This window comes from Cellulomonas sp. P2_B4 (assembly GCF_056404795.1).
Genome location: NZ_JBFUDI010000003.1, coordinates 469,931 through 496,264, shown reverse-complemented (window position 1 = coordinate 496,264; position 26,334 = coordinate 469,931). Strand labels below are relative to the sequence as shown.

The 26,334-nt window shown below is 73.3% G+C and carries 28 protein-coding genes; 18 read left to right on the top strand and 10 right to left on the bottom strand.

Annotated features, from left to right (window positions below; genetic code table 11):
* Positions 1-4 precede the first annotated feature (4 nt).
* The 3 genes from AC1DZC_RS07235 (at position 5) to AC1DZC_RS07225 (ending at position 1,732) form a co-directional block, all read left to right on the top strand.
* On the top strand, positions 5-370 hold the full coding sequence (locus AC1DZC_RS07235) for a nuclear transport factor 2 family protein (RefSeq protein WP_477042748.1): 366 nt from the start codon (positions 5-7) through the stop codon (positions 368-370).
* 20 nt (positions 371-390) lie between these two features.
* Complete coding sequence (locus AC1DZC_RS07230) at positions 391-1,482, top strand: DNA glycosylase AlkZ-like family protein (RefSeq protein WP_477042747.1); 1,092 nt, start codon at positions 391-393, stop codon at positions 1,480-1,482.
* A gap of 100 nt (positions 1,483-1,582) precedes the next feature.
* Entirely contained in the window at positions 1,583-1,732 is a 150-nt protein-coding gene (locus AC1DZC_RS07225) for a hypothetical protein (RefSeq protein ID WP_477042746.1), read from the top strand.
* An 11-nt stretch (positions 1,733-1,743) separates the two neighbouring features.
* Here AC1DZC_RS07225 and AC1DZC_RS07220 read toward each other — a convergent pair whose 3' ends face one another.
* The gene (locus AC1DZC_RS07220) at positions 1,744-2,130 is read right to left on the bottom strand and encodes a hypothetical protein (RefSeq protein ID WP_477037985.1); all 387 of its coding nucleotides are present in this window, start codon (positions 2,128-2,130) and stop codon (positions 1,744-1,746) included.
* A gap of 138 nt (positions 2,131-2,268) precedes the next feature.
* On the opposite strand from AC1DZC_RS07220, the gene AC1DZC_RS07215 reads away from it, so the two are divergent.
* A complete protein-coding gene (locus tag AC1DZC_RS07215) occupies positions 2,269-2,877 on the top strand; it encodes a hypothetical protein (RefSeq protein WP_477042745.1) in 609 nt (202 codons plus the stop codon).
* 75 nt (positions 2,878-2,952) lie between these two features.
* Here AC1DZC_RS07215 and AC1DZC_RS07210 read toward each other — a convergent pair whose 3' ends face one another.
* The gene (locus AC1DZC_RS07210; RefSeq protein WP_477037983.1) at positions 2,953-3,324 is read right to left on the bottom strand and encodes a winged helix-turn-helix transcriptional regulator; all 372 of its coding nucleotides are present in this window, start codon (positions 3,322-3,324) and stop codon (positions 2,953-2,955) included.
* Between the two features lie 89 nt (positions 3,325-3,413).
* Between AC1DZC_RS07210 and AC1DZC_RS07205 the strand changes: the two genes are divergently transcribed.
* From AC1DZC_RS07205 to AC1DZC_RS07195, 3 genes are all read left to right on the top strand, one after another.
* Positions 3,414-4,265: an NAD-dependent epimerase/dehydratase family protein gene (locus AC1DZC_RS07205; protein WP_477042744.1), complete on the top strand. Its 852-nt coding sequence runs from the start codon at positions 3,414-3,416 to the stop codon at positions 4,263-4,265.
* Positions 4,266-4,341: 76 nt separating this feature from the next.
* A complete protein-coding gene (locus AC1DZC_RS07200; RefSeq protein ID WP_477037981.1) occupies positions 4,342-7,008 on the top strand; it encodes a phosphoenolpyruvate carboxylase in 2,667 nt (888 codons plus the stop codon).
* A 73-nt stretch (positions 7,009-7,081) separates the two neighbouring features.
* A complete protein-coding gene (locus tag AC1DZC_RS07195) occupies positions 7,082-7,678 on the top strand; it encodes a mycothiol transferase (RefSeq protein ID WP_477042743.1) in 597 nt (198 codons plus the stop codon).
* Between the two features lies 1 nt (position 7,679).
* Here AC1DZC_RS07195 and AC1DZC_RS07190 read toward each other — a convergent pair whose 3' ends face one another.
* From AC1DZC_RS07190 to AC1DZC_RS07180, 3 genes are all read right to left on the bottom strand, one after another.
* Complete coding sequence (locus tag AC1DZC_RS07190) at positions 7,680-8,441, bottom strand: ferredoxin reductase (protein WP_477037979.1); 762 nt, start codon at positions 8,439-8,441, stop codon at positions 7,680-7,682.
* Positions 8,434-9,036: a sulfite oxidase-like oxidoreductase gene (locus AC1DZC_RS07185; protein WP_477042742.1), complete on the bottom strand. Its 603-nt coding sequence runs from the start codon at positions 9,034-9,036 to the stop codon at positions 8,434-8,436. Before AC1DZC_RS07185 ends, AC1DZC_RS07190 begins: the two co-directional genes overlap by 8 nt.
* Positions 9,037-9,142: 106 nt before the next feature.
* Complete coding sequence (locus AC1DZC_RS07180; protein ID WP_477042741.1) at positions 9,143-10,591, bottom strand: DEAD/DEAH box helicase; 1,449 nt, start codon at positions 10,589-10,591, stop codon at positions 9,143-9,145.
* Positions 10,592-10,800: 209 nt separating this feature from the next.
* Between AC1DZC_RS07180 and AC1DZC_RS07175 the strand changes: the two genes are divergently transcribed.
* From AC1DZC_RS07175 to AC1DZC_RS07160, 4 genes are read left to right on the top strand one after another with little or no spacing between them, the layout of a single operon-like run.
* Complete coding sequence (locus AC1DZC_RS07175; protein WP_477042740.1) at positions 10,801-11,541, top strand: ABC transporter ATP-binding protein; 741 nt, start codon at positions 10,801-10,803, stop codon at positions 11,539-11,541.
* Entirely contained in the window at positions 11,541-14,087 is a 2,547-nt protein-coding gene (locus AC1DZC_RS07170; protein WP_477042739.1) for an ABC transporter permease, read from the top strand. The genes AC1DZC_RS07175 and AC1DZC_RS07170 overlap by 1 nt, the downstream gene beginning before the upstream one ends.
* Positions 14,088-14,103: 16 nt before the next feature.
* Positions 14,104-14,730 carry a CYTH domain-containing protein gene (locus tag AC1DZC_RS07165; RefSeq protein ID WP_477037974.1) on the top strand — a complete coding sequence of 209 codons (627 nt, stop codon included), beginning with the start codon at positions 14,104-14,106 and terminating at the stop codon, positions 14,728-14,730.
* 29 nt (positions 14,731-14,759) lie between these two features.
* A complete protein-coding gene (locus tag AC1DZC_RS07160; protein WP_477042738.1) occupies positions 14,760-15,695 on the top strand; it encodes a VOC family protein in 936 nt (311 codons plus the stop codon).
* 21 nt (positions 15,696-15,716) lie between these two features.
* On the opposite strand, the gene AC1DZC_RS07155 is transcribed toward AC1DZC_RS07160, so the two are convergent.
* Positions 15,717-16,592 (bottom strand): CHAD domain-containing protein, encoded by an 876-nt coding sequence (locus AC1DZC_RS07155; protein ID WP_477042737.1) that lies wholly within the window; start codon positions 16,590-16,592, stop codon positions 15,717-15,719.
* Positions 16,593-16,684: 92 nt separating this feature from the next.
* Between AC1DZC_RS07155 and AC1DZC_RS07150 the strand changes: the two genes are divergently transcribed.
* Positions 16,685-18,253 (top strand): hypothetical protein, encoded by a 1,569-nt coding sequence (locus AC1DZC_RS07150; RefSeq protein WP_477042736.1) that lies wholly within the window; start codon positions 16,685-16,687, stop codon positions 18,251-18,253.
* A gap of 5 nt (positions 18,254-18,258) precedes the next feature.
* On the opposite strand, the gene AC1DZC_RS07145 is transcribed toward AC1DZC_RS07150, so the two are convergent.
* The 4 genes from AC1DZC_RS07145 to AC1DZC_RS07130 all read right to left on the bottom strand — a co-directional run bounded on the left by AC1DZC_RS07145 (position 18,259) and on the right by AC1DZC_RS07130 (position 20,286).
* The gene (locus AC1DZC_RS07145) at positions 18,259-19,032 is read right to left on the bottom strand and encodes an isocitrate lyase/PEP mutase family protein (protein ID WP_477042735.1); all 774 of its coding nucleotides are present in this window, start codon (positions 19,030-19,032) and stop codon (positions 18,259-18,261) included.
* Positions 19,029-19,376 carry an ArsR/SmtB family transcription factor gene (locus tag AC1DZC_RS07140; protein ID WP_477042734.1) on the bottom strand — a complete coding sequence of 116 codons (348 nt, stop codon included), beginning with the start codon at positions 19,374-19,376 and terminating at the stop codon, positions 19,029-19,031. Before AC1DZC_RS07140 ends, AC1DZC_RS07145 begins: the two co-directional genes overlap by 4 nt.
* Positions 19,373-19,822 (bottom strand): SRPBCC domain-containing protein, encoded by a 450-nt coding sequence (locus AC1DZC_RS07135; protein WP_477042733.1) that lies wholly within the window; start codon positions 19,820-19,822, stop codon positions 19,373-19,375. Before AC1DZC_RS07135 ends, AC1DZC_RS07140 begins: the two co-directional genes overlap by 4 nt.
* A gap of 89 nt (positions 19,823-19,911) precedes the next feature.
* Complete coding sequence (locus AC1DZC_RS07130; protein ID WP_477042732.1) at positions 19,912-20,286, bottom strand: VOC family protein; 375 nt, start codon at positions 20,284-20,286, stop codon at positions 19,912-19,914.
* Between the two features lie 56 nt (positions 20,287-20,342).
* Here AC1DZC_RS07130 and AC1DZC_RS07125 point away from each other — a divergent pair, with 56 nt between their 5' ends.
* From AC1DZC_RS07125 to AC1DZC_RS07100, 6 genes are all read left to right on the top strand, one after another.
* Positions 20,343-21,119, top strand: coding sequence for an LLM class F420-dependent oxidoreductase (locus AC1DZC_RS07125; protein ID WP_477037966.1), 777 nt, complete (start codon positions 20,343-20,345; stop codon positions 21,117-21,119).
* Between the two features lie 42 nt (positions 21,120-21,161).
* Positions 21,162-22,802, top strand: coding sequence for a metallophosphoesterase family protein (locus AC1DZC_RS07120; protein ID WP_477042731.1), 1,641 nt, complete (start codon positions 21,162-21,164; stop codon positions 22,800-22,802).
* A 58-nt stretch (positions 22,803-22,860) separates the two neighbouring features.
* Positions 22,861-23,562 (top strand): metal-dependent transcriptional regulator, encoded by a 702-nt coding sequence (locus tag AC1DZC_RS07115; RefSeq protein WP_477042730.1) that lies wholly within the window; start codon positions 22,861-22,863, stop codon positions 23,560-23,562.
* Positions 23,563-23,639: 77 nt separating this feature from the next.
* The gene (locus AC1DZC_RS07110) at positions 23,640-24,878 is read left to right on the top strand and encodes an MFS transporter (protein ID WP_477037963.1); all 1,239 of its coding nucleotides are present in this window, start codon (positions 23,640-23,642) and stop codon (positions 24,876-24,878) included.
* Positions 24,879-25,014: 136 nt separating this feature from the next.
* Positions 25,015-25,539 (top strand): sigma-70 family RNA polymerase sigma factor, encoded by a 525-nt coding sequence (locus AC1DZC_RS07105; RefSeq protein WP_477037962.1) that lies wholly within the window; start codon positions 25,015-25,017, stop codon positions 25,537-25,539.
* Positions 25,536-26,333, top strand: a complete 798-nt coding sequence (locus tag AC1DZC_RS07100) for a hypothetical protein (protein ID WP_477037961.1) — start codon at positions 25,536-25,538, stop codon at positions 26,331-26,333. The genes AC1DZC_RS07105 and AC1DZC_RS07100 overlap by 4 nt, the downstream gene beginning before the upstream one ends.
* Position 26,334 lies beyond the last annotated feature (1 nt).

The window sequence follows — 26,334 nt, the reverse complement described above, 5'->3', positions numbered from 1 at the left end:
ACCCATGGACGTCGCCGCCTGGGTCTTCGACTACGAGCGCGCGTGGCGCGACCGTGACGCAGCCGGGATCGACCGCCTGTTCACGGACGACGCGCGCTACCTGCGATCCGCCTACGACGACGGCCTGTCCGGCATCGACGAGATCCGCGGTTTCTGGGACGACGACACGCCGTTCACCATGACCTCGGCCGTGCTCGCGGTGGACGGCGACACGGCCGTGGTCCGGGCGGAGGTGCACTACCTCGGCGACGAGCCCCACGAGTACCGCGACCTGTGGATCCTGCGGTTCGCCCCCGACGGCCGGGTGCGGCACTTCGAGGAGTGGGCGCACTGGCCGGGCATGCCCGGGTGGAGCGAGTCGCAGGCGTGACGCGCGTGGGACCGGTGCGCGTGACCCGACCCCAGGCCCTCGCCTGGCGGATGCGTCGCCACCTGCTGGAGCCGGTCGGCACCGGCAGCGCCGAGGACGTCGTGCGGCGGCTGACCGCGATCCCCGCGCAGTCCGACGTCGACCTCGCGGTCCGGACCCGGCAGCGGGCCTCCCGGGCGGGGGAGGTCGAGGCGGCGGTGCGCGACGGCCGGCTGCTGCGGACGTTCGCGTTCCGCGGCGCCGTCCACCTCCTCACGCCCGAGGAGGGCGGGGCGTACCTCGCGCTGCGTGCGGCAGGCCGGCAGTGGGAGCTTCCCAGCTGGCAGCAGCACTACGGCCTCGCGCCCGAGGCCTGGCCCGCGTTCCGGTCCGCGGTGCGGGACGCCCTCGACGACCGCCCCCTGACCCCGGCCGAGCTCGGCGACGCCCTCGCCGAGCACCACGGGTACGCGCACCTGCGGTCGATCTTCGCAACCGATCCGTGGACGCTGCTCAAGGCTCTGGCGTGGCAGGGCGATCTGACGTTCGGCCCGTCGCGAGACGGCCGGGCGACCTTCCAGCGGCTCGACCAGAACCCTCGGTGGACGAGCTGGCCGGACCTCGCCGACGCGGGCCGGCACGCGGTCACCGCGTATGCGCGCGCCTACGGGCCGACCACCCCGGACCACCTGCAGTACTGGCTCGGCGCCGGGCTCAGCGCCGGCCGCCGGCGGATCGCGGCGTGGGTCGACGACCTGGCCGACGAGCTCGCACCCGTCGACGTGGACGGCACGACGGCGTTCGTGCTCCGGGAGGACGTCGACGAGCTCGTCGCGACACCGCCGACGGACGTCGTCCGGCTGCTGCCCGGGTACGACCAGTGGGTGCTCGGGCCGGGGACCGCAGACCCCGACGTCGTGCCGCCGGCCCGCCGCGCGCTCGTCACTCGCGGCGCGAACGTGGTGGTGGCCGCAGGGGTCGTCGCCGGGACGTGGTCGGTGCGCGACGACGCGCTCGAGGTGACGCTGTTCGAGGCGACGACGACCCCCGCGCCGAGTGCCCTCGACGAGGGGGTGGCGCGGCTCGCGGGAGTCCTCGAGCGCGACCTGCGTCCCACCGTGACGACCGGCTGACGGCGTGGCCCCTCGCTCGCCCGACGGATCGGCGCCCCCGGGCGTACGGTCGAAAGGACGCGTCCGCCGACCGGCGCACGCCCGGACAGGAAGCAGCCAGATGAGCACCGAGACCCCGGTCCCCGACGACGAGACCCGCGCGCACGCGACCGATCCGGCGGAGGGTGCCGACGGTGCCCCGGACGCCGTCGGCGGGGACGCTCGCGAGCACGCGAGCGAACCCGCCGAGGGCGAGGACCCTGACGCCTGACCCGGCGGGCCTCAGACGCGCTGCTCCGGAGGCGCCTCGTCCACGACGACGTCGGGGTCGATCCGGTCGGCCGCGCTCAGTCGCTCGTCGAGCTCGGTGCGTGCACCGCTGGCCTCCTGGGCGTGGGAGCGAGCCTCGTTCTGGAGCGCCGCGGCATCCGCGGCCCGGGCGTCGGCCTCGGCCTGCGCGAGCCGAGCCTGGGCGTCGAGACGGGCCGCCTCGGCCTCACGTCGCTGCAGCTCGACCTGGTCGGCGGCCGCCTGCTCGCGGATCGCCTGCGCCTTGGCGCGCTGTGCGTCCTCCCGACGCCGTCCGCGGCCGGCGAGTGCCACCACCGCGACGATGATCACGATGATCACGACGACGGCGACGATGATCCAGACAGTCTGAGCATCCATTTCGGGAGCCTCCTTCTGTAGGTTCCCCCCAGCTGGTATTGGACTGCCGTCCCGATGGGGCCGCAACCCGGGCGCGCGCCCGGGAGGCGTGCTCCGGTCGCCTGGGCGGATGACGATCCGATCGCCGAGACTGGCCCGATGACCGACCGCTACGACGGCCACATCCTCGGCTTCGCGACCGCGGACGGTCGGCGCGTCGTCGTCGGCCGCTGGCTGCGTTCGCCCTGGCCGCCGTTCGCCGACGTCATGACGCAGGACGCCGACGGGCGGCGCACGCTGATCGCCCCGAGCCGCGGCATCGCCGACGAGATCGCCGCGACCTACCAGTTCGACGAGGTCGTCGTCGCGCCGGTGCAGGTGCGGTGCGACCGTGCGGCGCGGACCTGGGACGTGTCGGCCGGTGCGCTCGACGCCGTCGTGACGCTGGGCGGACCGACGGCCCTGGGCCGGGCGCTGGCCGCCGTGCCGCGCTCCGTCACGAGGTCGCGCGCGTTCGCGACGTTCGCCGACCCGGTGGTGCGAGTGGTCCTGCCGGGGGTGCGCACGCGGGGGACCGCCGGCGCCGACCGGCGCGAGTGGTACGGCGCCGTCGGTCAGCACCGCGTCGCCGACGTGCGCGCGACCTGGCACTCCGTGCCGTGCGGCGCGCTGCTGCCGACGGTGCCCGCGGTGCAGTTCGGATTCTCGTCGGTGCCCGACCGTCCGACCGTCACCGCGGTGCGGACGACCATCGTTCGGGTCGGCTGACCGCGCCGGCACCGGTTCCGGTTCCGGTTCCGGTTCCGGTTCCGGTTCCGCGAACGCTACGGGGAGACGGCCCGCTCAGACGAGGGCCGCGGCGTCCGCCCGGGCGCGGGACTCCAGGATCGCCGGTGCGTTGGCCTCGGACCACGAGCGCATGGTCTGGAGCGCGTCGAGAAGTGAGGTGCCGAGCGGGGTCAGCCGGTACTCGACGCGCGGCGGCACCTCCGCGAACGCCTGGCGGGCCACCAGCCCGTCGCGCTCGAGCGCCCGCAGGGTCTCGGTCAGCACCTTGGGCGTGATGTCGGTGAGCAGTCCGCGCAGCTCGGAGAAGCGCAGCACCGAGCGGTCCAGCGACAGCAGGATGCGGACGGTCCACTTCTCGCCGACGCGTGCGAGCACCATGCGGCTCGGGCAGGCGACGTCGAGGACGTCGTAGGGCACGGTATCCACGGGGTGACCGACTTCCGTTGAAGTGACCAGTTTCCAATCCATACTATCGGCGACGACGCAGCTCATCCACGACAAGCGGGAGTCCTCACATGTACGTCCTTCTCACCGGCGCCACCGGGTACGTCGGGTCGAACGTCCTCGCCGCACTGCGGTCCGCGGGCCACGAGGTGCTCGCCGTCACGCGCAGCGAGTCGTCCGCGGCGCAGGCCCGGGGGGCGGGGGCGAAGGCCGTCGTGCACGACCTCACCGACACCGCCTGGCTGGTCGACGAGCTCGGCACGGTCGACGCCGCGATCCACACGGCGGCCACGGGGGACGGGCAGAACCCGGCGTTCGACGACGCGGTGATCGACGCGGTCGTCCGGGCGTTCGCGGGCACGGACAAGCAGTACGTGCACACCAGCGGCATCTGGGTCTGGGGTGCGGGCGAGGTCGAGGAGGACGGACCGCTCGACCCGCCGACGATCGTCGCGTGGCGGCTCGAGCGCGAGGACCGGCTGCTCGCCGCGGACGTGCGCGCGACGATCGTCGCGCCCGGCATCGTCTACGGGCAGGGCCGCGGGATCGTGGCGGGTGTGCTCGGCGCCGGGCCCCGGACCGAGGACGGCGCGCTGCGCCTGGTCGGCTCGGGGGAGCAGCACTGGACGACGGTGCACGTCGAGGACCTCGCCGACCTGTACGTCGCGGCCCTGTCCGGCGGGCTGCGCGGTCGCGTCGCGGGGGCCTCGGGCCAGAACCCGACGGTGCGGGAGATCGCCCAGGCGGTCGTCGGCGCCGACGGTCGGGTGCTGCCCGAGTCCGACGACGAGACGCGCGCCCGGCTCGGCGCCGGATTCGCGGACGCGCTCCTGATCGACCAGCGGGCGACGGGGGCGCTCGCCCGCGCCACCTGGGGATGGGTTCCTCGTCGGCCGAGCCTGCTCGAGGAGCTGTCCGCCTGAGGCGAGACGTGTCTCACATGTCACGTCCCTGGACGCCCCGGGCACAGATCCCCGAACGTGCCCTAGTTTTGGGCCCGTGACTGCACCGAGCGACGCCCCGCAGGGTCTGGCCAACCACGAGGTACCCGAACCGCTGCGCAACGACGTGCGGGTGCTCGGCGAGTTCCTGGGTCGAGTGCTGCGCGAGGCCGGCGGGGACGACCTGCTGGCCGACGTCGAGCGGTTGCGCGAGCTGGCGATCCGGGCGCACAACGGGCCGGACGCCGAGGCGCTGGCGCAGGCCGAGGAGCTGGTGTCCGGCTTCACGCTGGCCCGCGCCGAGCAGGTCGCCCGCGCGTTCACGTGCTACTTCCACCTGGCCAACACGGCCGAGGAGTACCACCGCGTGCGGGTCCTGCGTGAGCGCGAGGCCAGCCTGCTGCCGCACCACCTGGCGCCCGACGACTCCCTGCCGGCCGCGGTCGCGCAGCTCGCGCAGGAGGTCGGCCAGGACGTCGCTCGCCAGCGGTTGTCCGAGATGGAGTTCCGCCCGGTCCTGACAGCGCACCCCACCGAGGCCCGCCGCCGCGCGGTGTCGGCGTCGATCCGGCGCATCGCCGAGCTGGTCGCCGAGCGCGACTCCCGGAGCATCGGGGGCATGTCGCTCGCGGAGAACGACCGTCGGCTGCTCGGCGAGATCGACACCCTGTGGCGCACGGCCCCGCTGCGCGAGGCCAAGCCCACGGTCCTCGACGAGGTCCGCACCGTGCTCAGCGTCTTCGAGTCCACCCTCGCCGACACCCTGCCGGACGTGTACCGGCGCCTCGACGACTGGCTCCTGGCCGACGCCGCCGGCACCACCGCGCCCGCGGTCCGCTCGTTCGCGCGGCTCGGGTCGTGGATCGGTGGCGACCGCGACGGCAACCCGAACGTCACCGCCGAGATCACGCTGCAGGCCGCCGCGATGGCGTCGGACAAGGTGCTCAGCGAGCTCGAGGTCTCGGCGCGCCGGACCGCGGGCGGCCTGACGCTCTCCGCCGACGACACCCCGGCCTCCGCCGAGCTCACCGCGCTGTGGGACGGCCAGGTCGCCCTCTCGCCGGCGCTGGCCGAACGGATCGCCGTCGACGCACCGAACGAGCCCCACCGCCGCGTCGTCTACTTCCTGGCCGAGCGCCTCGCCGCCACGCGCCGGCAGGACGCCGAGCTCGCCTACGCCGACGCCGCCGAGTTCGAGTCCGACCTCGCGGTCGTGCAGCGCTCGCTCGCCGAGGCCGGCGCCCCGCGGTCCGCCTACGGCGAGCTGCAGCGACTGATCTGGCAGGTGCAGACCTTCGGGTTCCACCTGGCCGAGCTCGAGGTCCGGCAGCACTCGCAGGTCCACGCCGGCGCGCTCGCGGACATCGCGACGAACGGCCTGGGCGGCGAGCTGGAGCCGCGCACCGTCGAGGTGATCGCCACGTTCCGCGCGCTGGGTGAGGTGCAGCGCCGGTTCGGCATCTCGGCGGCCCGCCGCTACATCGTCTCGTTCACGCAGTCCGCCGAGCACCTGGCCGCGGTCTACGAGCTGGCGGAGCTCGCGTTCGAGGGCGCGGACTTCACGCCGACCATCGACGCGATCCCGCTGTTCGAGACCTTCGCGGACCTCGAGGCGAGCGTCGACATCCTCGAGGGTGCGCTCGCGTTCCCGCAGGTCCAGCGCCGGCTCGCGGAGAACGGTCGCCGCGTCGAGGTCATGCTCGGCTACTCGGACTCGTCGAAGGACGTCGGCCCGGTCTCTGCGACGCTCACGCTCGACACGGCGCAGCGCCGCATCACCGAGTGGGCGCGGCGCAACGACATCGTCCTGACCCTGTTCCACGGCCGCGGCGGCGCGCTCGGACGTGGCGGCGGCCCCGCCAACCGCGCCCTCCTGGCCCAGCCCCCGGGGTCCGTGGACGGCCGGTTCAAGCTCACCGAGCAGGGCGAGGTCATCTTCGCCCGGTACGGCGACCCGGTCATCGCCGCCCGGCACATCGAGCAGGTCGCCGCGGCGACCCTGCTGGCCGGCGCGCCGTCGGTGGAGAAGCGCAACGCGGCCGCGACCGACCGGTTCAGCGCGCTGGCCGCGCGCATGGACGAGACGTCCCGCGTGCGGTTCCACGAGCTGGTGAAGTCCCCGGGCTTCCCGCAGTGGTTCGCCGAGGTGACCCCGCTGGAGGAGCTCGGGCTGCTGCCGATCGGCTCGCGGCCGGCCCGTCGTGGCCTGTCCGTCGAGTCGCTCGACGACCTGCGCGCGATCCCGTGGGTGTTCTCCTGGTCGCAGGCGCGCATCAACCTGGCCGGCTGGTACGGCCTGGGCACCGCGCTCGAGGAGGTCGGCGACCTGGACGAGCTGCGTGCCGCGTACGCGCAGTGGCCGCTGTTCACCACGATGATCGACAACGTCGAGATGTCGCTGGCCAAGACCGACCAGCGGATCGCCGAGCGCTACCTCGCCCTCGGTGACCGCGACGACCTGGCCGGCCAGGTGCTCGAGGAGATGGCGCTGACCCGCAAGTGGGTCCTGCTCATCACCGACAGCGACGCGATCCTGTCGCGCCGCCGCATCCTCGGCCGCGCGGTGCAGCTGCGCAGCCCGTACGTCGACGCCCTCTCGCTCCTGCAGCTGCGAGCCCTGCGTGCGCTGCGCACGGGTGCGGCGCCCGAGCAGGTCGACGACCTGCGACGACTGCTCCTGCTGTCCGTCAACGGCGTCGCCGCGGGTCTGCAGAACACCGGCTGACTCGACCCCGCCTCTCGACACATGGGCCCGGTTCCGGACGCGTATCGTCCGGAACCGGGCCTACGGTCGTCTCATGACAAAGACCGTTCCCTGGGAACCGCCCCTCGCGAGCAACGAGCTCGACCACCTCGTCGGCGCGCTCGACCGGATGCGCACGACCTTTCGCTGGAAGGCCGACGGACTCGACAGCGCCGGCCTCGACCAGCACATCGGTGTCTCCGCACTGACCCTGGGGGGACTGCTCAAGCACCTCGCAGCCGTCGAGGACACCACCTTCTCCTGGAAGCTCGCGGGCCAGCATCCCGGCGAGGGGATCTGGCACCCCGAGACCTGGGGCGAGAACGACACCGAGATCCTGTCCGCCGTGAACGACAGTCCCGAACAGCTCTACGCGGCGTGGGACGACGCGGTCGCACGGTCGCGCGACCGGCTGGCTACCGCGCTGGCCTCCGGCGACCTCGGCCAGGAGGTGCGCGACGGCGACGACGCGGGCAACCACGCCAACCTGCGTCGGTTGCTGTTCGACCTGCTCGAGGAGTACGGCCGGCACACGGGGCACGCGGACCTGCTGCGCGAGGCGGTCGACGGCCGTGTCGGCGAGGACCCGCCGCTCGACTGGCGCCCGGTCTCGGGTGCGCCGCTGGGCTGGATCCGGGAGTGGGACCGGTAGGTCAGGGCCCCGTCGGGCCGAAGCGTTCCGTGCGGATGCGGTCGGGGTCGTGGCCGAGGTCGACCAGCGTGTCGGCCACGAGCTCGACGAAGGGTGTGGGGCCGCAGACGAAGACGTGCGCGTTCTCCGACGGCGGGTAGCACGCGTCGCGCAGCACGTCGGCGTTCACGCGCCCGACGGGTCCGCTCCACCCGGGCGGGCCCGTGCGGGTCCACACGCGGGTGATCGCGACGTCGGGCTCCAGCGACGCGAGCTCGTCGGCGTACAGGGCGTCGGCGGGCGTACGGACCGACACGAGCAGCCGGAACGGCGAGGCCGAACCGACATCGCGGCGCGTCCGCAACATCGACATGAGCGGGACCAGCCCCGAGCCCCCGGCGACGAGCTGCACCGGGTGTGGGTCGGTCGCGTGCCAGACGAACCAGTTGCCGACGGGGCCGCGCAGCTCGAGCTCGTCGCCGACCTGGAGGTCCTCGGTGAGGTACGGGGAGACCTCGCCGTCGTCGACGACCTGGACCGTGAGCGCGATCCGCTCGTCGACCATGGGCCCGCCCGGGCGGCCCATCGTGCCGGGGGAGGCGAGCGAGTAGGAGCGCTGCGTGGAGTACCCGTCCTCGGCGGTCAGCCGCACGTCGACGTGCTGCCCGGGCATGGCACCGTGCCATCCGGGTACGTCGAGCTCGAGGGTTGCCGCGGAGGGGGTCTCGAACCGGCGGTCGACGAGCGTCCCGACCAGCCAGGGGAGGGCGTAGAGCTCAGTCACCCCAGTACCGCTGTTCCTTCCAGGGGTCGCCGTACTCGTGGTAGCCGAGCCGCTCCCAGAAGCCCCAGGTGTTCTCGGTCATGAGCTCCAGGCTGCGGACCCACTTGGCCGACTTCCAGAAGTAGAGGTGCGGGACCAGCAGCCGGGCCGGTCCGCCGTGCTCGGGCGGCAGCGGCGCGCCGTCGTACTGGTACGCGATCCAGGCCTTGCCGCCGCGCAGGTCCTCGAGCGGGACGTTGGTGGTGTAGCCGCCGTCGCAGTGCGCCATGACGTAGGCGTGGTCGGGGTCGATCTCGACCGCGTCGAGCAGCGTGTCCAGCGAGATGCCGCGCCAGACCGAGTCGAGCTTGGACCACTTGGTCACGCAGTGGATGTCCTTGACGACGTCCTCGTGCGGCAGGTGGGTGAGCTCGGACCAGGACCAGGTCTTGAGCTCGCCGCCGTCGGCCGTGATCGAGAACGTCCACGTGGCCAGGTCCGCACGCGGCGTGGGACCGGCGGACAGGACCGGGAAGCCACGTTCGAGGTACTGACCGGGTGGGATGCGGGGGTCGGTCTCACGCTTTCCGCGGAAGCCGCGGGAGATGATCGCCATTCGAGAGCTCCCAGGGTGCGTCGGAGAGTCCCATCATGCGGCGCCACCTGCGGATACGCCAGAGGCCGGCCCGAGAAAGGGCCGGCCTCTGGTGAAGAACGGTGGATCAGCCGCGCGAGTAGACCACGCGGGGGCCGCCGGACGACGACGCGCCCGAGCCGCCGCCGGAGCCGCCGCGACCGGAGCCGCCACGACGACGACGCTGGCCCGAGGGGGCGCCGGCAGCGGTGCCGCCCGACGCCTGACGCTGGCGCTGGCCGCCCGACGGCGCACCCGACGAGGCGGCGGCCGAGGCCTGACGGCTCGAACCGTTGCCGCGACCGGAGCCGCGACGGCCACCGCCGCCACCGGAGGACTGCTGGGTGACGGGAGGCGCGACGTAGCGCACGGGGGCCGCCTGCTCGCCGACCAGGGACGTCAGCGTCGCGTCGCCGGCGTTGACCGGCTTCGGGGTCGCGGTGATCTTGGCCGCACGGGTCAGCTGGCGGACGTCGCCGCGCTGCTCGGGCAGGACGATCGTGACGACGTCGCCGCCCGACCCGGCACGCGCGGTGCGGCCGGAGCGGTGCAGGTAAGCCTTGTGCTCGGCAGGCGGGTCGACGTGCACGACGAGCTCGATGTCGTCCACGTGGATGCCGCGGGCGGCGATGTCGGTGGCAACGAGCACGCGCACGGAGCCGTTGGAGAACGCCTCGAGGTTCCGCTCGCGGGCGGCCTGGGCCAGGTTGCCGTGCAGGTCCACGGCGGGGATGCCGTCCATGGTGAGCTGCTTGGCCAGCTTCTTGGCCTGGTGCTTGGTGCGCATGAACAGGACGCGGCGGCCCGTGCCCGAGGCGAGGTGGTGGACGACGGCCTTCTTGGCCTCGGCGTCGCGGACCTCGAACAGGTGGTGGGTCATCGCGGCGACCGGCGACTCGGCGCTGTCCACGGAGTGCTCGACCGGGTTGCTCAGGTAGCGCTTGACCAGCTGGTCGACGCCCTTGTCCAGCGTCGCCGAGAACAGCAGGCGCTGGCCGCGTGGCGGCGTCTTGTCCAGGATCCGCTTCACGACGGGCAGGAAGCCGAGGTCGGCCATGTGGTCGGCCTCGTCGAGAACCGTGATCTGCACGTCCTCGAGCGAGATGAGCCTCTGGTTGAGCAGGTCCTCGAGGCGGCCCGGGCACGCGACGACGATGTCGACGCCGCCGTTGAGCGCGGAGACCTGACGGCCCTGGGACACGCCGCCGAAGATGACGGTGGTGTTCAGGCCGAGCACCTTGGCCAGCGGCGCGATGGTCGCGTCGATCTGGGTGGCGAGCTCGCGCGTCGGGGCCAGGACGAGAGCACGGGGCCGACGAGCGACCTTGCCCTTGCCGGCGGCGGCCGTGCGCGTGACGAGCGGGAGGGCGAACGCGAGGGTCTTGCCGGAGCCCGTGCGGCCGCGGCCGAGGACGTCACGGCCCGCCAGGGAGTCGGGGAGCGTGGCGGTCTGGATGGGGAAGGGGGCCGTGATGCCCTGGTCCGTCAGAGCGGCGGACAGGGCAGAGGGCACGCCGAGATCGGCGAAGGAAGTCAAGGTAGAGCCTTTCAAGAGGCTTGGTCGGGGTCCGCCGCCAGAGCAACCTGAGCGAGTGCTCGGGGGACCTCCACGACGCGGGGCGCGCAGGTTCGCGCAGCCCGTGGTGCCGTCAGTCTCTCATACAGGTGTCTCGAAACCGGTTCGCGGTGTCGAGCATCACAAGGGACCATCGAATCCAGCGGCGGGCGTCGGGGGGAAGATCAGGCATGACCAGCAGCGTGATCGCATCGGCACGGGAGCTGCGGAAGGTCTACGGCTCGGGTCCGACGGCGGTGCGCGCGCTCGACGGGGTCGACGTCGACCTGGCGCGCGGCGAGCTCACGGCGATCATGGGACCGTCCGGATCGGGCAAGTCGACCCTCATGCACTGCCTCGCAGGCCTGGACAAGCCCACCTCGGGCACCGTCGTCGTCGACGGGGAGACCGTGAGCTCGATGTCCGAGCGCAGGCTGACCGCGCTGCGGCGCACCCGCGTCGGCTTCATCTTCCAGGCCTACAACCTCGTGCCGACGCTGACCGCCCTGGAGAACATCACGCTGCCGCTCGACATCGCGCGCAAGCCCGTCGACCGCGCGCACCTGGACGTCGTGGTCGAGACCCTGGGCCTGACCGACCGGCTGAGCCACAAGCCGAGCGAGCTGTCCGGCGGCCAGCAGCAGCGCGTCGCGTGCGCGCGGGCGCTGGTGAGTCGTCCCGCGGTCGTCTTCGCCGACGAGCCGACGGGCAACCTGGACAGCACCGCGTCCGCGGAGGTGCTCGGGTTCCTGCGGCGCAGCGTCGACGAGCTCGGGCAGTCGGTCGTCATGGTGACGCACGACCCGACGTCGGCCGGCTACGCGCACCGCGTCCTGTTCCTCGCCGACGGCCGGCTCGTCGGCGAGCTGCGCGACCCCACCCCGGAGGCGGTCCTCGCGCAGCTGGCGAGCATCCGCACCGTGAGCTCGTAGTGGTCCGCGTCGCCCTGCGGGGCGTCCGCGCCCACCTGGTGCGGTTCTGCCTCTCTGTGCTCGCCGTGGCGCTCGGCGTGGCCTTCGTCGCGGGCACGTTCGCCCTGCGCACGATGCTCGGCTCGACGTTCTCCGACATCGTCGCGACGACCACCCTCGGCGACGCCTACGTGCGGGGCGCGGACGTGGTCGGTGGCGCGGACGAGCAGAACGTCGTCGCCGGGACGCCGCGCAACCCCGTGCCGCTGACGCTCGTTCCGCAGCTCGAGGACGTCGACGGCGTCACCGCCGCGATCCCCGACCTGTCCGGCCCGGTGGTGCTGGTCGGCTCGGACGGGACCGCGGTGCAGAGCACGCAGGCGCCGAGCCTCGGCTTCGCCTACGACGACCGCAGCCGGGCGGTCGAGCTCGTCGCCGGGCACGCGCCGACAGGTCCCGACCAGATCGCCGTCGAGTCCTCGACGCTCCAGGCCTCGGGGCTGTCGCTCGGCGACGCGACCACGATCGTGATCGGCGGCGAGGTCCGGCCGGTCACCGTCGTGGGCGAGGTCGGGCTCGGCTCGGCCCTGGCCGGCGCGACCGTCGTCTTCGTCGACCGGCAGAGCGCGACGGCCGCGTTCGCCCCCGACGGCACGGTGTCGTCGATCTCCGTGCTCGCTGACGACGGCCTCTCGGAGCAGGAGCTCGTGGACCGGCTCGCGCCTGTCGTCGCGGACGACGACGCCCGCGCGGAGGTGATCACGGGCGACGAGATGCGCGACGAGGCCATCGCCAACGTGCTGACGCTGCTCGGGTTCATCACGACGTTCCTGCTGGTGTTCGCGGGGATCTCCCTCTTCGTCGGCGCGTTCATCATCTCCAACACGTTCTCGATGTGGGTGCGGCAGCGGATGCGCGAGTTCGCCCTGCTGCGCGCGGTCGGGGCGTCGCCGCTGCAGGTGTTCACGTCGATCGTGCTGCAGGCGGCGATCGTCGGGGTGATCGGCAGCGTGATCGGCGTCCTGGGTGGGCTCGGGCTCGTCGTGCTCCTGCGCGGCGTGCTGGGCTCCGCCGGCATGCAGCTGACCGGGAGCGTGCCGCTCGACGGCTTCACGATCGTCGTGTCGGTGCTCGTCGGGACGCTGGTCAGCGTGCTCGCGGCCGCGCTGCCCGCCCGCCGGGCCGCGCTGATCCCGCCGGTCGAGGCCCTGCGCGACGAGGTCACGGTGCCGGAGCGCTCGCTGCGCCGGCGCGCGATCGTCGGCGGCGCGCTGGTCGTGGCCGGGGTGGTCATGGTGGTCGCGGCGCTGCTCGACCCGACCGGCGACCACGCGGGCGCGATGCTCGGGTACGGCGCGGGTGCGGTGGTGATCGGAGTGCTCGCGGCGTCGCCGGTGCTGGCGCGCGGCATCCTGCGCGTGCTCGCGGTGCCGTTCAGCGGCTGGCGGCCGGTGGGACGGCTGGCCCGGGGCAACGTCACGCGCAACCCGCGTCGCACCGCGAACACCGCCGGGGCGCTCATGATCGGCATGGCGCTGGTCGGCGCGGCCGCGGTGATCGCGGCGACGACCCAGGCCTCCACGAGCGCGATCGTCGCTCAGGAGGCCACGACCGACTACATCCTGCGCGGTGCCGCGCAGGGGCCCGTGCCGGCGCAGGCGGTCGAGGACGTCCGCGCCCTGCCCGACGTGCGCGCGGCCGACACGTTCGCGACCGCCTCCGTCCTCGTCGGCACGGACTCCTTCGCCGTCACGGGGATCGACCCCGACGCGATCGGCCGCAGCATCGACACCGAGGTGATCGAGGGCTCGTTCCACGACGCGCTCGCCGCCGGCCAGGTCGCGGTCCAGCGCACGACGATGGACGACCAGCACTGGGCGCTCGGCGACGCCCTGTCCCTGACGGGGCCGAGCGGCTCGCAGGACCTGACGATCGGCGCGGTCATCGACTCGCCCGCGTTCGGCGTCCCGCTCGTCGTCGGCCAGACCGAGCTCGACCAGCTCGTGCCGCCGGACCAGCAGCTCGTCACGACGGTCTTCGTCACCGCCGCGCCGGGGGCCGACGTCGCGGCCCTGCGCGGCGAGCTCACGGCGACCGTGAAGCCGTACGTCGTCGTGTCCGTGATGGACAGCGCGGAGTTCGTCTCCCAGCTCGCCGACCAGGTGAACCGCGTGCTGGTCATCCTGTACGCGCTGCTCGGGCTCTCGGTGGTCATCGCGGTGCTCGGCATCATCAACACGCTCGCCCTGTCGGTCATCGAGCGCACCCGCGAGATCGGGCTCCTGCGCGCGGTGGGCCTCGGGCGCCTCCAGCTGGGGTCGACGATCACGGTCGAGTCGGTGCTGACCGCGGTCTTCGGCACGCTCGTCGGGCTGGCCGTGGGCGTCGCGCTCGCTTCGACGCTGCCCACCGTGTTCTCCGACGTGGGCCTGCGCTCGTTGGCGATCCCGTGGGTCAGCCTCGCGCTCATGGTCGTGCTCGCGATCGTCGTCGGGGTGCTCGCGGCCGTGTGGCCGGCCATCCGTGCGGCGCGTCTGCCCGTGCTCGAGGCCGTGTCCACCGAGTGATGACTACCCTCGGAGCGTGAGCGACACCGGGTACGGCGACTTCGAGTTCGAGCGTCGCTTCTGGGTGCGCGACCTGCCGGGCGAGCTGCTGGACGCCTCGCCGGCGCTGATCGTGCAGAGCTACGTCCTGGCCGACGAGGGGTACGCGATCCGCGTCCGCGTGCAGGCCACGGTCGAGGGGCTCGTGCTGGCGCCCGGCGCGGACGAGCTCGGGCTGCTGGCCGAGTACGCCGACCAGATGGACTTCTGCGCGATCACCGTCAAGGGACCGATGAACGAGGGCACCCGCTACGAGGCCGAGCGCGAGATCGACGTGCTCGTCGGGCTCGAGATGGTGCGGCGCGGCGGCGCGCGGGTGGCCAAGACCCGGCACTCCGTCTGGCTCGGCGACGACGGCTGGGTGATCGACACCTTCGCAGGGGCGAACGCCCCGCTGGTGGTCGCCGAGGTCGAGCGCGGGGGACCGGTCACCGACCTGACGATCCCGTCGTTCTGCGTCACCGAGGTCACGTCGGACCCGCGGTTCTCCAACGACGCGCTCGCGGGCCGGCCCTACGGCGGGTGGGCCTCCGACTACGAGGCCGAGCTGGCCGCGGACGGACCGCGGTTCCTGAAGAGCCTCGGCCACAACCACCGGGAATAAAGGTTGTAGCGTCAACCATTGAGGTGAGCATGTCGACCGCACCCACGCCCGGACAGGGCGCCGCCGTTCCGCTCGCTCCGACCCACGCCCACGACTCGATCGCCGCGGGCACGGGTATGGACGCCGTCACGCTCCTCGTCGGGGACCTCGACCGGCAGCTGCAGTTCTACCGCGACGCGCTCGCACTCGACGTCCTCGAGCAGCCGGACCGCTTCGACGCCGGTCCCGCCACGGTGGTCCTCGGGCGCTCGGGCACCCCGCTCGTCATCCTGCAGCACGCGCCCGACCTTCCGCCCGCCGTCCGCGGCGCCGCGGGCCTGTTCCACACCGCGATCCTGTTCGACGACGAGGCGGGCCTCGCGGCGACGCTCGCGTCCGTCGCGCAGCGCGAGCCCACGTCCTACGTGGGCTCCGCCGACCACCTGGTGTCGCTGGCCTTCTACTTCACCGACCCGGAGGGCAACGGCGTCGAGCTCTACTGGGACCGCAGCCGTTCGCTGTGGAACCGGACACCCGACGGGCGCATCGAGATGGGCTCGTTGCGGCTGGACCCGAACGCGTTCCTCGGCGAGCACCTGACCGACGAGCTGCTCGAGGCTCCCGGGGCGGGCGACGCCGTCGTCGGCCACGTGCACCTCTCCGTCGGCGACGTGCCCTCGGCGCGCGCGTTCTACGTCGACGCGCTGGGCTTCGACGTCACGGCCGAGTGGCACGGTGCGCTCTTCGTGTCGGCGGGCGGCTACCACCACCACCTCGCGATGAACACCTGGAACAGCGCCGGCGCCGGTCCGCGCGCCTCGGCCCTCGGTCTCGGTGAGGTGCGGATCGCCGTGCCGACGTCCGACGACCTCGGCGCGCTCGCCGACCGCGTCGCCTTCGCCGGGTACGCCGCCGCCCACGACGGTCAGACCCTGAGGTTCGAGGACCCCTGGCGCAACGTCGTCCGCGTGAGCGCCACGGCCTAGGAGCCCCCGCGCACCCCGCCGTCAGTGGGTCCAGTGCAGGTGACGCGGGGAGGTGGCCCGGTCGACGAGCGGCCGGGCCGCGTGCACGGCGTCGTCGGCCGCTCGGTCGGCGAGGGCGTGCAGGCGGCCGTAGGTGAACGTGTCCTCGCCGTCGGCGAAAGCCTGCAGGCCCAGCCGTCGCAGCGTCTCGCGACGGACGACCGCGTCGTGCTGGTCGCCCAGCACCTCCTGGAGCCGCTTCGCCCGCTTCGCGCTCTTCGCGGCCGGCTTGCCGAACGCGCTGGTAGCGACCTCGCTGGCGTAGCGCGCGCGGCGAGCGGCCTTGCGCACCTCGTGCAGGGCCTCGTCCCGCTCGTCGTCGGGCGCGACGTCGAGCGCGTCGACCGCTCGGTCCAGCCGCTTCCACGCCTTGCGCGCACCCGGACGCAGGTCGTCGACCGCGGGTGCGCCCCGCACGACGTCGTCGAGCAGCTGGACCAGCTCCTCCCACGACGGTCCGAGGCGGCTGCCCAGCTGGTCGAGCCCGGCCTGCTGGGCGGCGGTGAGGTCCTCGTCGAGGCGCAGCGCGACCGGCCCGCGCACGAGGTCGGGCGGTTCGGCCGCGACCGCGCGGCGCAGGGCGTGCAGCTCGACGGCGGGGTCCCGTGCCGCGCCGAGCGCGTGCCCGAGGTCGCGCAGGGCGGTCCGCAGGGGCTCGTGGTCGTCGCCGTAGACGGCCAGCGCCGTGCGCAACCGACGGCTCGCGGTCCGGGCGTCGTGCACCGCGTCGCCGCCTCCGGCGCGGAGCCCGGGCTCGGTGTCGGCGAGCCGGCGGGCATGGCGCGCCAGGTAGGCGCGCACGGGCTCGTCGTTCCCCATCAGGACTCGCGCGCTCGCGTCATGGGTCGAGCGTGCCACGCGCCCGGTGTCGGGCGCGCCGGACCCGCGGGCGGCGGCACCGGTGGGATGCGCTCCTAGACTGGACGGGACCGCGACGAGGAGGTGCCGCCGTGCCCGTCGGCCGACGACGAACCTCGGGTGCCGTGTGCGCGGCCGCCCTCGCGCTCGTCCTGCTGGGCCTCGGCGCGTGCACCGCGGACCTGACGGACCCCGTGGTGTCGCCGACCCCCACGCCGACACCGACCCCGACGCCCACGCCGAGCCCGTCTCCGGTCGCCGCGCAGGTCGGCGCCCCGGCCGCCCCCGCCACGGTCCTGCCCGCGGCCACCCCGTACGACGCCGCGCTCGAGGTGTCGCGGACCCTGTTCGCCTCCGCACCGGTCGTCGTCGTCGCGCCTGCGGAGGACGCGACGGCGCAGGCGACCGCTGCGGCCATGGCCGTCGAGCTCGGCGTCCCCGCGCTGCTGACGACGACGACCGCGACTCCGACCGCGGTCACCGAGGAGGTGGCGCGGCTGGGCGCCGGCACGGTCGTGGCCGTCGGCGCCGTGCCGCCCGTCGCGCCCGCCGGGGTGGCCCAGGTGCCCCTGGCGCACGCGAGCCGCGCGTCGCTGCCGCCGACGCGCAAGCCGACCCCGCCGCCGGGCACGGTCGCGCTGACCGGTGTCGGCGCCGAGAGCCCCGTCGCGCTCGCGACGATCCACGCGGCGGGCGTCCCGGTCGTCGACATCCCGGGCGGCGACCCGCGGGCGACGACCGCGGCTGTCCAGGCGCTCGCGGCCACCACCCCGGACCACGTGATCGCGCTCGGCGCGGCGTTCGGCCCGCCGGACCGGCTCGCCGCGCGGACCGCGGTGGCGCGCACCGGCGTGCTCGTCGGTGGTGGCGGCCAGCTGGTGTTCCCGCAGGTCCCGGGCCTCCCGGGCAAGAAGTACGTCGCGCTGTACGGTGCCCCGGGCACACCGGCCCTCGGCGTGCTGGGGGAGCAGGACGTTCCGTCGACGATCGTCCGTGCGGCCGCGACGGCCGCGCCGTACGTGCCGCTGACCACCGACACGATCGTGCCGGCGGTCGAGGTCATCGCGACGATCGCGTCGGGCAACCCCGAACCCGACGGCACCTACTCGCGCAAGGGGTCGGTCGAGTCGCTGCGCCCGCTGGTGGAAGCCGCCGGTGCCGCGGGCATGGCGGTCGTCCTGGACCTGCAGCCCGGCCGCCAGGACTTCCTGACGCAGGCGCAGCTGTACGCCGACCTGCTCGCGCTGCCCTACGTCGGCCTCGCGCTCGACCCCGAGTGGCGGCTCGCGCCGGACCAGGTGCACCTGCGCCAGATCGGGTCGGTCGGCGTCGACGAGGTGAACGCGACGACCGCGTGGCTCGCCGACTTCACGGCCCAGCGCCACCTGCCCCAGAAGATGGTGGTGCTCCACCAGTTCGCGCCGCGGATGATCGTCGACCGGTCCCGTCTGGACACGTCGCGCGACGAGCTCGCGATCGTCGTCCACGTGGACGGCCAGGGCGGCCAGCCCGACAAGGCCGGCACCTGGAACGCGATCCGCACCGACGCGCCGCCCGTGCACTGGGGCTGGAAGAACTTCTACGACGAGGACGCGCCGATGCTCGACCCCACCCAGACCTACCAGGTCCAGCCGGTCCCGGACCTGGTCAGCTATCAGTGAGGTCGTCAGGCCCGCAGGCGCCGAAGGTCGTCGGCGAGGTGGGCGAGCGCGCTGCGGTACAGCTGCGGCCCGACCGAGACGCGGGCGACGCCGATCGCGCGGAGCTCGTCCAGCGAGCTGCCGGGCAGCGGTAGTCCCGCGTTGACCGGCGCGCCGACCTCGACGATCGCGCGCAGGTCGTCGTGCCCCGCTCCGGGAGGGAACACGCAGTCGGCGCCGGCGGCCCAGTACGCCTCGGCGCGGCGGACCGCGTCGCCGCGCTTCTGGTCGTCGGCCAGCGGGGACGTGGGGAAGAAGGAGTCGACGCGTGCGTTGATGACCAGCGGCACCCCGGTCCGGTCGGCGGCGGCACGCATCTGCGCGAGGTAGGCGGCGCGGGCCTCGACGTCGAGGAGACCGCCGTGGGCGTGGTCGCTGTCCTCGACGTTGCACCCGACGGCGCCGATCCCGACGAGCAGCTCGACGAGCTCCTCGGGCGGCAGCCCGTAGCCGGCCTCGGCGTCGACGCTCACCGGCACGTCGACGCAGGCGACGATGCGCCGGGCGACGTAGAGCATCTCGTCGTGGGGTGCGCCCTCACCGTCCTCGTAGCCCAGGGCGGCGGCGATCGCGTTGCTCGCCGTCGCGACCACCGGGAAGCCCGCGTCGACGACGGCACGGGCACTGGCCACATCCCAGGCGTTGGGCAGCACGAGCGGATCGCCCGGGACGTGCAATGAACGGAGCAGAGCCGCCCTGGCGGCCTGGCCGGACCTGTCCTCGGGCTGCACTGCGCTCACGACTGTCCTCCACGTTGCTGGTTCTGGATCTGCTCGGAGATGCGCTTGATGCGGCTCAGGCGCGCGTCCCAGGTGCGGCCGACCTCGTTGAGCTGCCGGACCGCCCGGGCGAGCTGGGCCTCGTCGACCTCGTAGCGCCGCTCGCGACCCGCCGGTGTGGCGTGCACGAGGCCGACCGCGTCGAGGACGCTCAGGTGCTTGGTGACGGCCTGCCGCGAGATCGGGAGCTGCTCGCTCAGGCTGGTGGGCGTGCCGACCCCCTCCGCGAGCAGCAGGTCCAGCAGGCGCCGTCGGGTCGGGTCGCCGATGGCCGACCAGAGGTCGTCGTCGATCGCGGCGATCACCGCGCCACCACGGACGGTGCGTACTCCTGCAGCCGGGGCAGGAACACGTCCCAGCCGCGCTCGTGGTCGGCGAACTCCTCCTCGAGGACGGCGGCCTCCCAGCCCTTCTCGCGCCAGCCGCTCTCCGTCAGGCGCAGGATCGTGCCGTCGCCGGCGCGTTCGAGCTCGATGGTGACCAGGAGCGAGTTGCCGGGCTCGGGCAGCTGGCCCTCGGGCGCCACCCAGCGGAACGAGAACCGGTGGGGCGGCTCGACGTCGACCACGACGAACGTGGCCACGTGCGCGCGGTCGCCCCAGACGAGCTCGCCCACCTCGCCCGGTGCAGGCTCGAACGAGGCCTCGTCGGACCACCACATCGAGATGTGCTCGGGCCGGCTCACGACGTCGAACACGATCTCCGGCGCCGCGTCGATCCGGATCTCACGCGCCAGCACCCCGAACTCCACAGCAGACCTCCACGAGCAACGTTTTGTTGCGCACGAACGTAGCCGTCCCCACCGACATGCGCAACCGGATGTTGCGTGATGCAGCGAGGTCAGTCGCCCCGAGGGAGCATCTGCTGGACCGCCCAGCGATTGCCGTCCGGGTCGGCGAAGAACGTGAACCGACCCCACGGGAAGTCCTGCACCGGCTCGGCCTCGACGCCGTTCGCGACGAGGTGGTCGTAGACCGCCTGGCTGTCGTCGACGACGACCTGCAGCCCCTGCAGCGTGCCCGGTGCCATGGGCGTCATGGTGAGGTCCAGCACGATGGAGCAGGCCGACCCCGGGGGAGTCAGCTGCACGAACCGGAGGTCCTCGTTCACGGTGATGTCGTGGTCGTCGTGGAACCCGACCTTGTCCACGTAGAACGCCTTGGCGCGGTCGATGTCGGAGACGGGGATGGGAACGAGCTCGATCTTCATGTCCATGGATCGAGCATCTCGCCAGAAGAGGTCATCCGCTGTCCTGTACGTAGGCTCGAGCCATGACCTTCCCCATCCGCATCGGAGTCCAGCTCCAGCCGCAGCACGCCGAGTACGCCCAGATCCGCGACGCCGTGCGTCGTGCGGAGGACCTCGGCGTCGACGTCATCTTCAACTGGGACCACTTCTTCCCGCTCACCGGCGACCCCGACGGCTTGCACTTCGAGTGCTGGACCATGCTCGGCGCCTGGGCGGAGCAGACCAGCCGCGTGCAGATCGGCGCGCTCGTGACCTGCAACTCCTACCGCAACCCCGAGCTCCTGGCCGACATGGCGCGGACCGTCGACCACATCAGCGGCGGACGGCTGATCCTCGGGATCGGCGCCGGGTGGTTCGAGAAGGACTACGACCAGTTCGGGTACGAGTTCGGGACGGCCGGCAGCCGGATCGCGGACCTCGCGCAGGCGCTCCCGCGCATCAAGGCGCGCTGGGCCGCGTCCAACCCGGTGCCGACGCGCGACATCCCCGTGCTCATCGGTGGTGGCGGCGAGCGCAAGACGCTGCGCGTCGTCGCCGAGCACGCGGACGCCTGGCACTCGTTCGGGGACGTGCACACGCTCGAGCGCAAGAGCGCGATCCTCGACGAGCACGGGTCGGACGTTGGCCGGGACACCGCAACCCTGGTCGAGCGGTCCGTCGGGGTCGGCAGGCCGCCGCACGAGGTCGCCGATGCCCTGGTCGCGGCCGGGGTCACGCTGTTCACCGTCGGGGCGAGCGGGCCGGACTACGACCTGTCGCTCGTCGAGCAGTGGGTGGCCTGGCGCGACGCACAAGGGTGACGGTCCGACCTGGACCAACATCCGCGCCTAGGCTCGGTCGTGATGAGTCGAGCGAACGGCACTGAGCCCCGATGGGGTCGGCGTGTCCTGCTCGCGCTCGGGGCGCTGCTCGTGGCGCTCGTCTTCGGGATCACGACGGCCTCCGTCGAGAGCAGCCTGGGGCCGCACGAGGCGCGCTACGACATCACGACGGACGACACGGTCACGATCGACCTCGGGCCCCTGGGCACGCTGCGGATCGACTCGCCGCTGCCGATGACCCTCGGGGTGCACGTCACCGTGCAGGAGATCCCGGCGTCGGTGACGCAGCTGAACCAGGCCAAGACGCTCGAGGCGCTCAGCGGGGACCTGCAGTCCTACCTGCAGTTCTTCTCGGGTCCCGAGGCGACGGTTCAGGACGTCGGGCGTGCGCTCGTCGTCGACGCCCTGGTGCGGACCCTGCTCGCGCTCGCCGTGCTGGTCGGGGCGTGGTGGCTGGTGCGAATGCTCGTCGGCGCCGTCCGCTGGCAGGAGCTGTCCCAGCGGGCCGAGCCGCACCGCCGTGCCGCGCTCGCGGCCGGCCTGGTGGTCGTCGTCGGCGCCACGGTGCTCACGTCGAGCGTGGGTGCCGACGACCAGCCGATCGCCTCGCGGCCGACGTCGGCGGTGTTCGACGGGACCCCGCTGGAGGGCGCCGAGGTCACCGGCCGGCTCGGCGGCGTGATCGACACCTACGGCGGTCAGGTGATCTCGGAGCTGCGCAAGAACGAGGAGTTCTACGCCAAGGCCGACGACTCCCTGAAGGTGGCGTGGGACGAACGGCAGGCGCTGATCGACGAGCGGGATGCGCAGGCGGCCAGGCCGCGGCCGTCGGTCTCGTCCACGGCCGAGCCGACGAAGGAGCCGGTCGACGAGGCCGACCTACTGACCGTGGTCGTCATCTCCGACCTGCACTGCAACGTCGGCATGGCCCCGCTGATCAAGACGCTCGTCGAGCGGTCGGGCGCCGACCTCGTGCTCGACGCGGGGGACACCACGCTGAACGGCACGAGCGTCGAGCAGTACTGCGTGACGACGTTCGCGCGTGCCATCCCGAAGGGCGTCGAGCTCGTGACCTCGCCCGGCAACCACGACTCGCGCGAGACCTCGCGACGCTACGCCCGGGCCGGCGCGACCGTGCTGGACGGATCGGTCGTCGAGGTCGACGGCATGCGGATCCTGGGCGACCGGGACCCGAACGAGACGCGCGTCGGAGCGGGCGGGACGGCGCAGGCGAGCAAGGAGTCGGCGGCCGACGAGGCCGCGCGACTCGCGAAGACGGCGTGCGACGACGAGGACGGCGTCGACCTGCTGCTCATCCACACGCCCACCGTCGGCGACGAGACGCTCGACGACGGCTGCTCGCCCGCACAGGTCTCGGGGCACCTGCACCGGCGCAACGGACCGGTCCGCTTCGGGGAGGGCGTGCGCTACATCAGCTCCAGCACGGCGGGCGCGACCCTGGGCCAGCCGACCGTCGGACCGCTCCACGGCGTGGCTGAGATGACGGTCCTGCGATGGGACCCGAGCACCCGCCTCTTCGTCGACTACCAGGTGGTCCAGGTGCGGCCCGACACGTCGGCGAGCGTCTGGCCCCGGCTGCGGTGGCCGGCCGTGGCGGCGGACGCCGTCGTCCCCGGTCCCCCCGGGCGTTCACCCGTGTGATCGGCGCCCAGCGAGTCGTGGCAGTGGAGCCTCGACGCGCGCTGTCTAGGCTGGGCGCGTGAGCATCCCGACCACGCCCGAGCTGAGCGCCGTCACCCAGGACTACCTCAAGGTCGTCTGGTCGGCGCGCGAGTGGTCGGACCAGCCCGTGACCACCAAGATGCTGGCGGGGCGGCTGGGGGTCGGCCCGTCGACCGTCTCGGAGACCGTCCGCCGGCTCGCCGACAGCGGGCTCGTCACGCACCAGCCGTACGGGGCCGTCGAGCTCACGGCGGACGGCGAGCGGCACGCCCTCGCGGTCGTGCGCCGCCACCGGCTCATCGAGACGTTCCTCGTGGAGGTGCTCGGCTACGGCTGGGACGAGGTGCACGACGAGGCCGAGGTGCTCGAGCACGCCGTCTCCGAGCTGTTCGTGGAGCGGATCGCGGCGCAGCTCGGGCATCCGGTACGCGACCCGCACGGCGACCCGATCCCGGCCGCCGACGGCTCGATCCAGGTGCCGCCCGCGACGCAGCTGTGGGACGTGCCGCCCGGCGAGTTCGCGGTCGCGCGGATCTCCGACGCCGACCCCGAGCTGCTCCGGTACGTCGAGACCGTGGGCCTGGTCCTCGACGCCCCGCTGACCGTCGTCGAGCGACGCGCGGTCGCCGGGGTCGTCTCCGTGCGGGTCGGCCCGGCGGGCGCCGACGACCGGCGGACCGTGGACCTCGGCGAGGTCGCCGGTCGGGCGATCTGGCTGGTCGCGGCGCCGGTGTCGTAGGCTCGGCCCATCCACCGGAGCTGTCGACGACGCGTCTCCGCCGCCTTGTCGAATCGATTCGTCCCGGAGGAACCAGGGTGCTCTCGCCCGCACGTGCCCGCGCCGCGCTGTTCGCGCTCGCGCTCGGGGGGTTCTGCATCGGCACCACCGAGTTCGCGACCATGGGGATGCTGCCCGAGATCGCCACGGACCTCGGTGCGCCGATCCCGACGGCGGGCCACGCCATCACCGCGTACGCGCTCGGCGTGGTGGTCGGTGCACCGACGATCGCGGTGCTCGGCGCCCGTATGGACCGGCGGCGGCTGCTGCTCCTGCTCATGGCCGCGTTCGTCGTCGGCAACCTCCTGTCGGCGTTCGCGCCGAGCATGAGCCTGCTCGTCGCGTTCCGGTTCCTCGCCGGCCTGCCGCACGGCATCTTCTTCGGCGTCGGGGCGGTGATGGGTGTCGCGGTCGTCGGCATCGAGCGACGAGGACGCGCCGTCGCCGCGATGATGGCCGGCCTGACCATCGCGTGCGCGGTCGGGGTGCCCCTGACGTCGATCGTCGGCGACACCGTGGGCTGGCGCTGGTCGTTCGTCGGGGTCAGCGCGCTCGGGCTCCTGACGCTCGGGGCGCTCGGGGCGTGGACCCCGTCGCTGCCGGTGTCGGCAGGCACCACCGTGCGCACCGAGGTCTCGGCCCTGCGGAACCGCCGGCTGTGGATCGCGTTCGGCGCCGGTGCGATCGGCTTCGGCGGCATGTTCGCGGTCTACTCCTACGTCAAGCCGCTGCTCACCGAGGTGACCGGTCTCGGCGTCGGGCTCGTCCCGGTCGTGCTCGCGCTGTACGGCATCGGCATGACCATCGGCACCCTCGTCGGCGGGCGGCTCGCGGACCGGTCGGTTCTCGGCACCGTGATCGGGAGCATGGTCGCGACGATCGTCGTGCTCGTCGTCATCGCGCTCGTCGGCTCGTACCCGGTGCCTGCGGTGCTCGCCCTCGTGATGCTCGGCGTCACGTCCCAGGTGCTCGGGCTGTCGCTGCAGACGCGGCTCATGGACGTCTCACCCGCGGCTCCGTCCCTCGGGGCGGCCCTGTGCCACTCCGCGCTCAACCTCGGCAACGCGGCCGGGGCGTTCGTCGGCGGCCTCGTGATCGCCGGCGGGATGGGCTACCTGGCGCCCGCGTGGGTGGGTGCCGGGCTCACGGCGATGGGACTGGTCGTCGTGCTCGCGGTCGGCCGCGGGGAACCGCCGTCGCTCGTCGGAACGGCCCCGGACGCCGACGAGTCCGGGAATGCCGTGCGTGACCTCACGCCCGAGCTGACTTCCCGCTGACCGCGGCGGACCGGCATCTCGGTCCGGGGACCGACGGCCGGGCGCAGAGGGAGTAGACCTGCAGGGAACACTCAACGTTCCGCGCTCGGTGTTCGTCTACCTCTGTGACGGCCGCACCCAGCGGAAGGGGGCCGCGATGAACCGATGGGAGCCGGTCCTCACGGACCTGGTGCGGTACCGCGGCGCGGCCCTCGTGCACTACGCCGCACTGCTGTGCGGTGACCGGCGCGAGGCGGAGGACCTCGTCCAGGACGCCCTGGTCCGGACGTTCACGACGATGCGACGCCCACAGGGGGACGGCCCGGGCGACCTGGCGGCGCTGGAGCACGCCGAGGCGTACGTCCGTCGGACCGTGCTCAACCTCTTCCTCGACGGGTACCGGCGCCGGCGTCGGTGGGGTGCCGTCCGGCACCTCCTGGGCGGACAGCCATCGACGGACGGGCCTGACCAGCTGAGTCCCGACCGCCTCGACCTCGCGACCGCACTGGGGGCGTTGCCACCGCGGCAGCGGGCCTGCGTCGTGCTGCGCTTCTACGCCGACCTGACGGTCGACCAGATCGCCGACGACCTCGGGGTCAGCGCAGGGACCGTGAAGCGACACCTGCACGACGCCAACACCGGCCTCGCGACGAGGCTCGTGATCGACGAGGGGGCGACATGAACCTCGAGGAGCTGCTGCGCCGGGAGCGCGAGGTCGCTGAGCCCAACCCGCTGGCCGACCGTACCGAGGAGCTCGTCTCCCGGGTCCGCCGCCGTCGTCGTCTGGTCGCCGTCGCGTCGGGTGCGCTCGTCGTGGCTGCCCTGGCGATCACGACGGCCGTCATCGGCCAGACGCTCCCGCGCGAGGTGGCGCCGGCCGAACCGAGCCCGTCGCCGACGCTGGCGCTGGGGTCGGACGAGACGCCGGTCGATCCGGGGCTCTACGCCTTCCCGGTGCTGGATGCGTCTCCTGGGTATCGGGTGCCGTTGGTGTCGGTTCCCGAGGGGTTCATCAGTGCCGCGGAGGGGGTGTGGTCGGGCGAGATCGAGGCCGACGATGGGCGTGTGCTGTTCATCTGGGAGATCAACAGCGTCTCTTCGCACCCGTGCGAGGCCGGGGCGACCGCGGTCCCGGTCGGGCCGACGACGGCGGACCTGGCCGCTGCCCTGGCCGCCCAGCCGATGCGATCCGGGACGGATCCGGTCCCGGTGACGGTCGACGGGTTCGACGGGTTCTATGTGGAGCTGTCCGTGCCGGACATCGACCTCGCTGCCTGTCCGGGTGGGAAGTTCAACAGCTGGCCGGGTCGCTGGCAGCAGGCTCCCGGGCAGGTCGACATGCTCTGGATCCTCGACGTCGAGGGGCAGCGCATGGTCTTCGATGCCTCGCGCTCCGCGGGAGTCGACGGGCAACAGCTGGCCGAGCTCAAGGACATGGTCACGACCACGACGTTCGCCCCCGCGGACAGCGCGTAGC

Bases quoted from the DNA above. Each gene is read 5' to 3' on its own strand.
- AC1DZC_RS07185 (WP_477042742.1), bottom strand. From the start codon at position 9,036: ATGGCGATCATCTCCCGCGGCTTCCGCGGAAAGCGTGAGACCGACCCC.
- AC1DZC_RS07215 (WP_477042745.1), top strand. From the start codon at position 2,269: ATGACCGACCGCTACGACGGCCACATCCTCGGCTTCGCGACCGCGGAC.
- AC1DZC_RS07205 (WP_477042744.1), top strand. From the start codon at position 3,414: ATGTACGTCCTTCTCACCGGCGCCACCGGGTACGTCGGGTCGAACGTC.
- AC1DZC_RS07120 (WP_477042731.1), top strand. From the start codon at position 21,162: ATGAGTCGAGCGAACGGCACTGAGCCCCGATGGGGTCGGCGTGTCCTG.
- AC1DZC_RS07235 (WP_477042748.1), top strand. From the start codon at position 5: ATGGACGTCGCCGCCTGGGTCTTCGACTACGAGCGCGCGTGGCGCGAC.
- AC1DZC_RS07130 (WP_477042732.1), bottom strand. From the start codon at position 20,286: ATGGACATGAAGATCGAGCTCGTTCCCATCCCCGTCTCCGACATCGAC.
- AC1DZC_RS07105 (WP_477037962.1), top strand. From the start codon at position 25,015: ATGAACCGATGGGAGCCGGTCCTCACGGACCTGGTGCGGTACCGCGGC.
- AC1DZC_RS07220 (WP_477037985.1), bottom strand. From the start codon at position 2,130: ATGGATGCTCAGACTGTCTGGATCATCGTCGCCGTCGTCGTGATCATC.
- AC1DZC_RS07160 (WP_477042738.1), top strand. From the start codon at position 14,760: ATGTCGACCGCACCCACGCCCGGACAGGGCGCCGCCGTTCCGCTCGCT.
- AC1DZC_RS07100 (WP_477037961.1), top strand. From the start codon at position 25,536: ATGAACCTCGAGGAGCTGCTGCGCCGGGAGCGCGAGGTCGCTGAGCCC.
- AC1DZC_RS07125 (WP_477037966.1), top strand. From the start codon at position 20,343: ATGACCTTCCCCATCCGCATCGGAGTCCAGCTCCAGCCGCAGCACGCC.
- AC1DZC_RS07175 (WP_477042740.1), top strand. From the start codon at position 10,801: ATGACCAGCAGCGTGATCGCATCGGCACGGGAGCTGCGGAAGGTCTAC.
- AC1DZC_RS07225 (WP_477042746.1), top strand. From the start codon at position 1,583: ATGAGCACCGAGACCCCGGTCCCCGACGACGAGACCCGCGCGCACGCG.
- AC1DZC_RS07195 (WP_477042743.1), top strand. From the start codon at position 7,082: ATGACAAAGACCGTTCCCTGGGAACCGCCCCTCGCGAGCAACGAGCTC.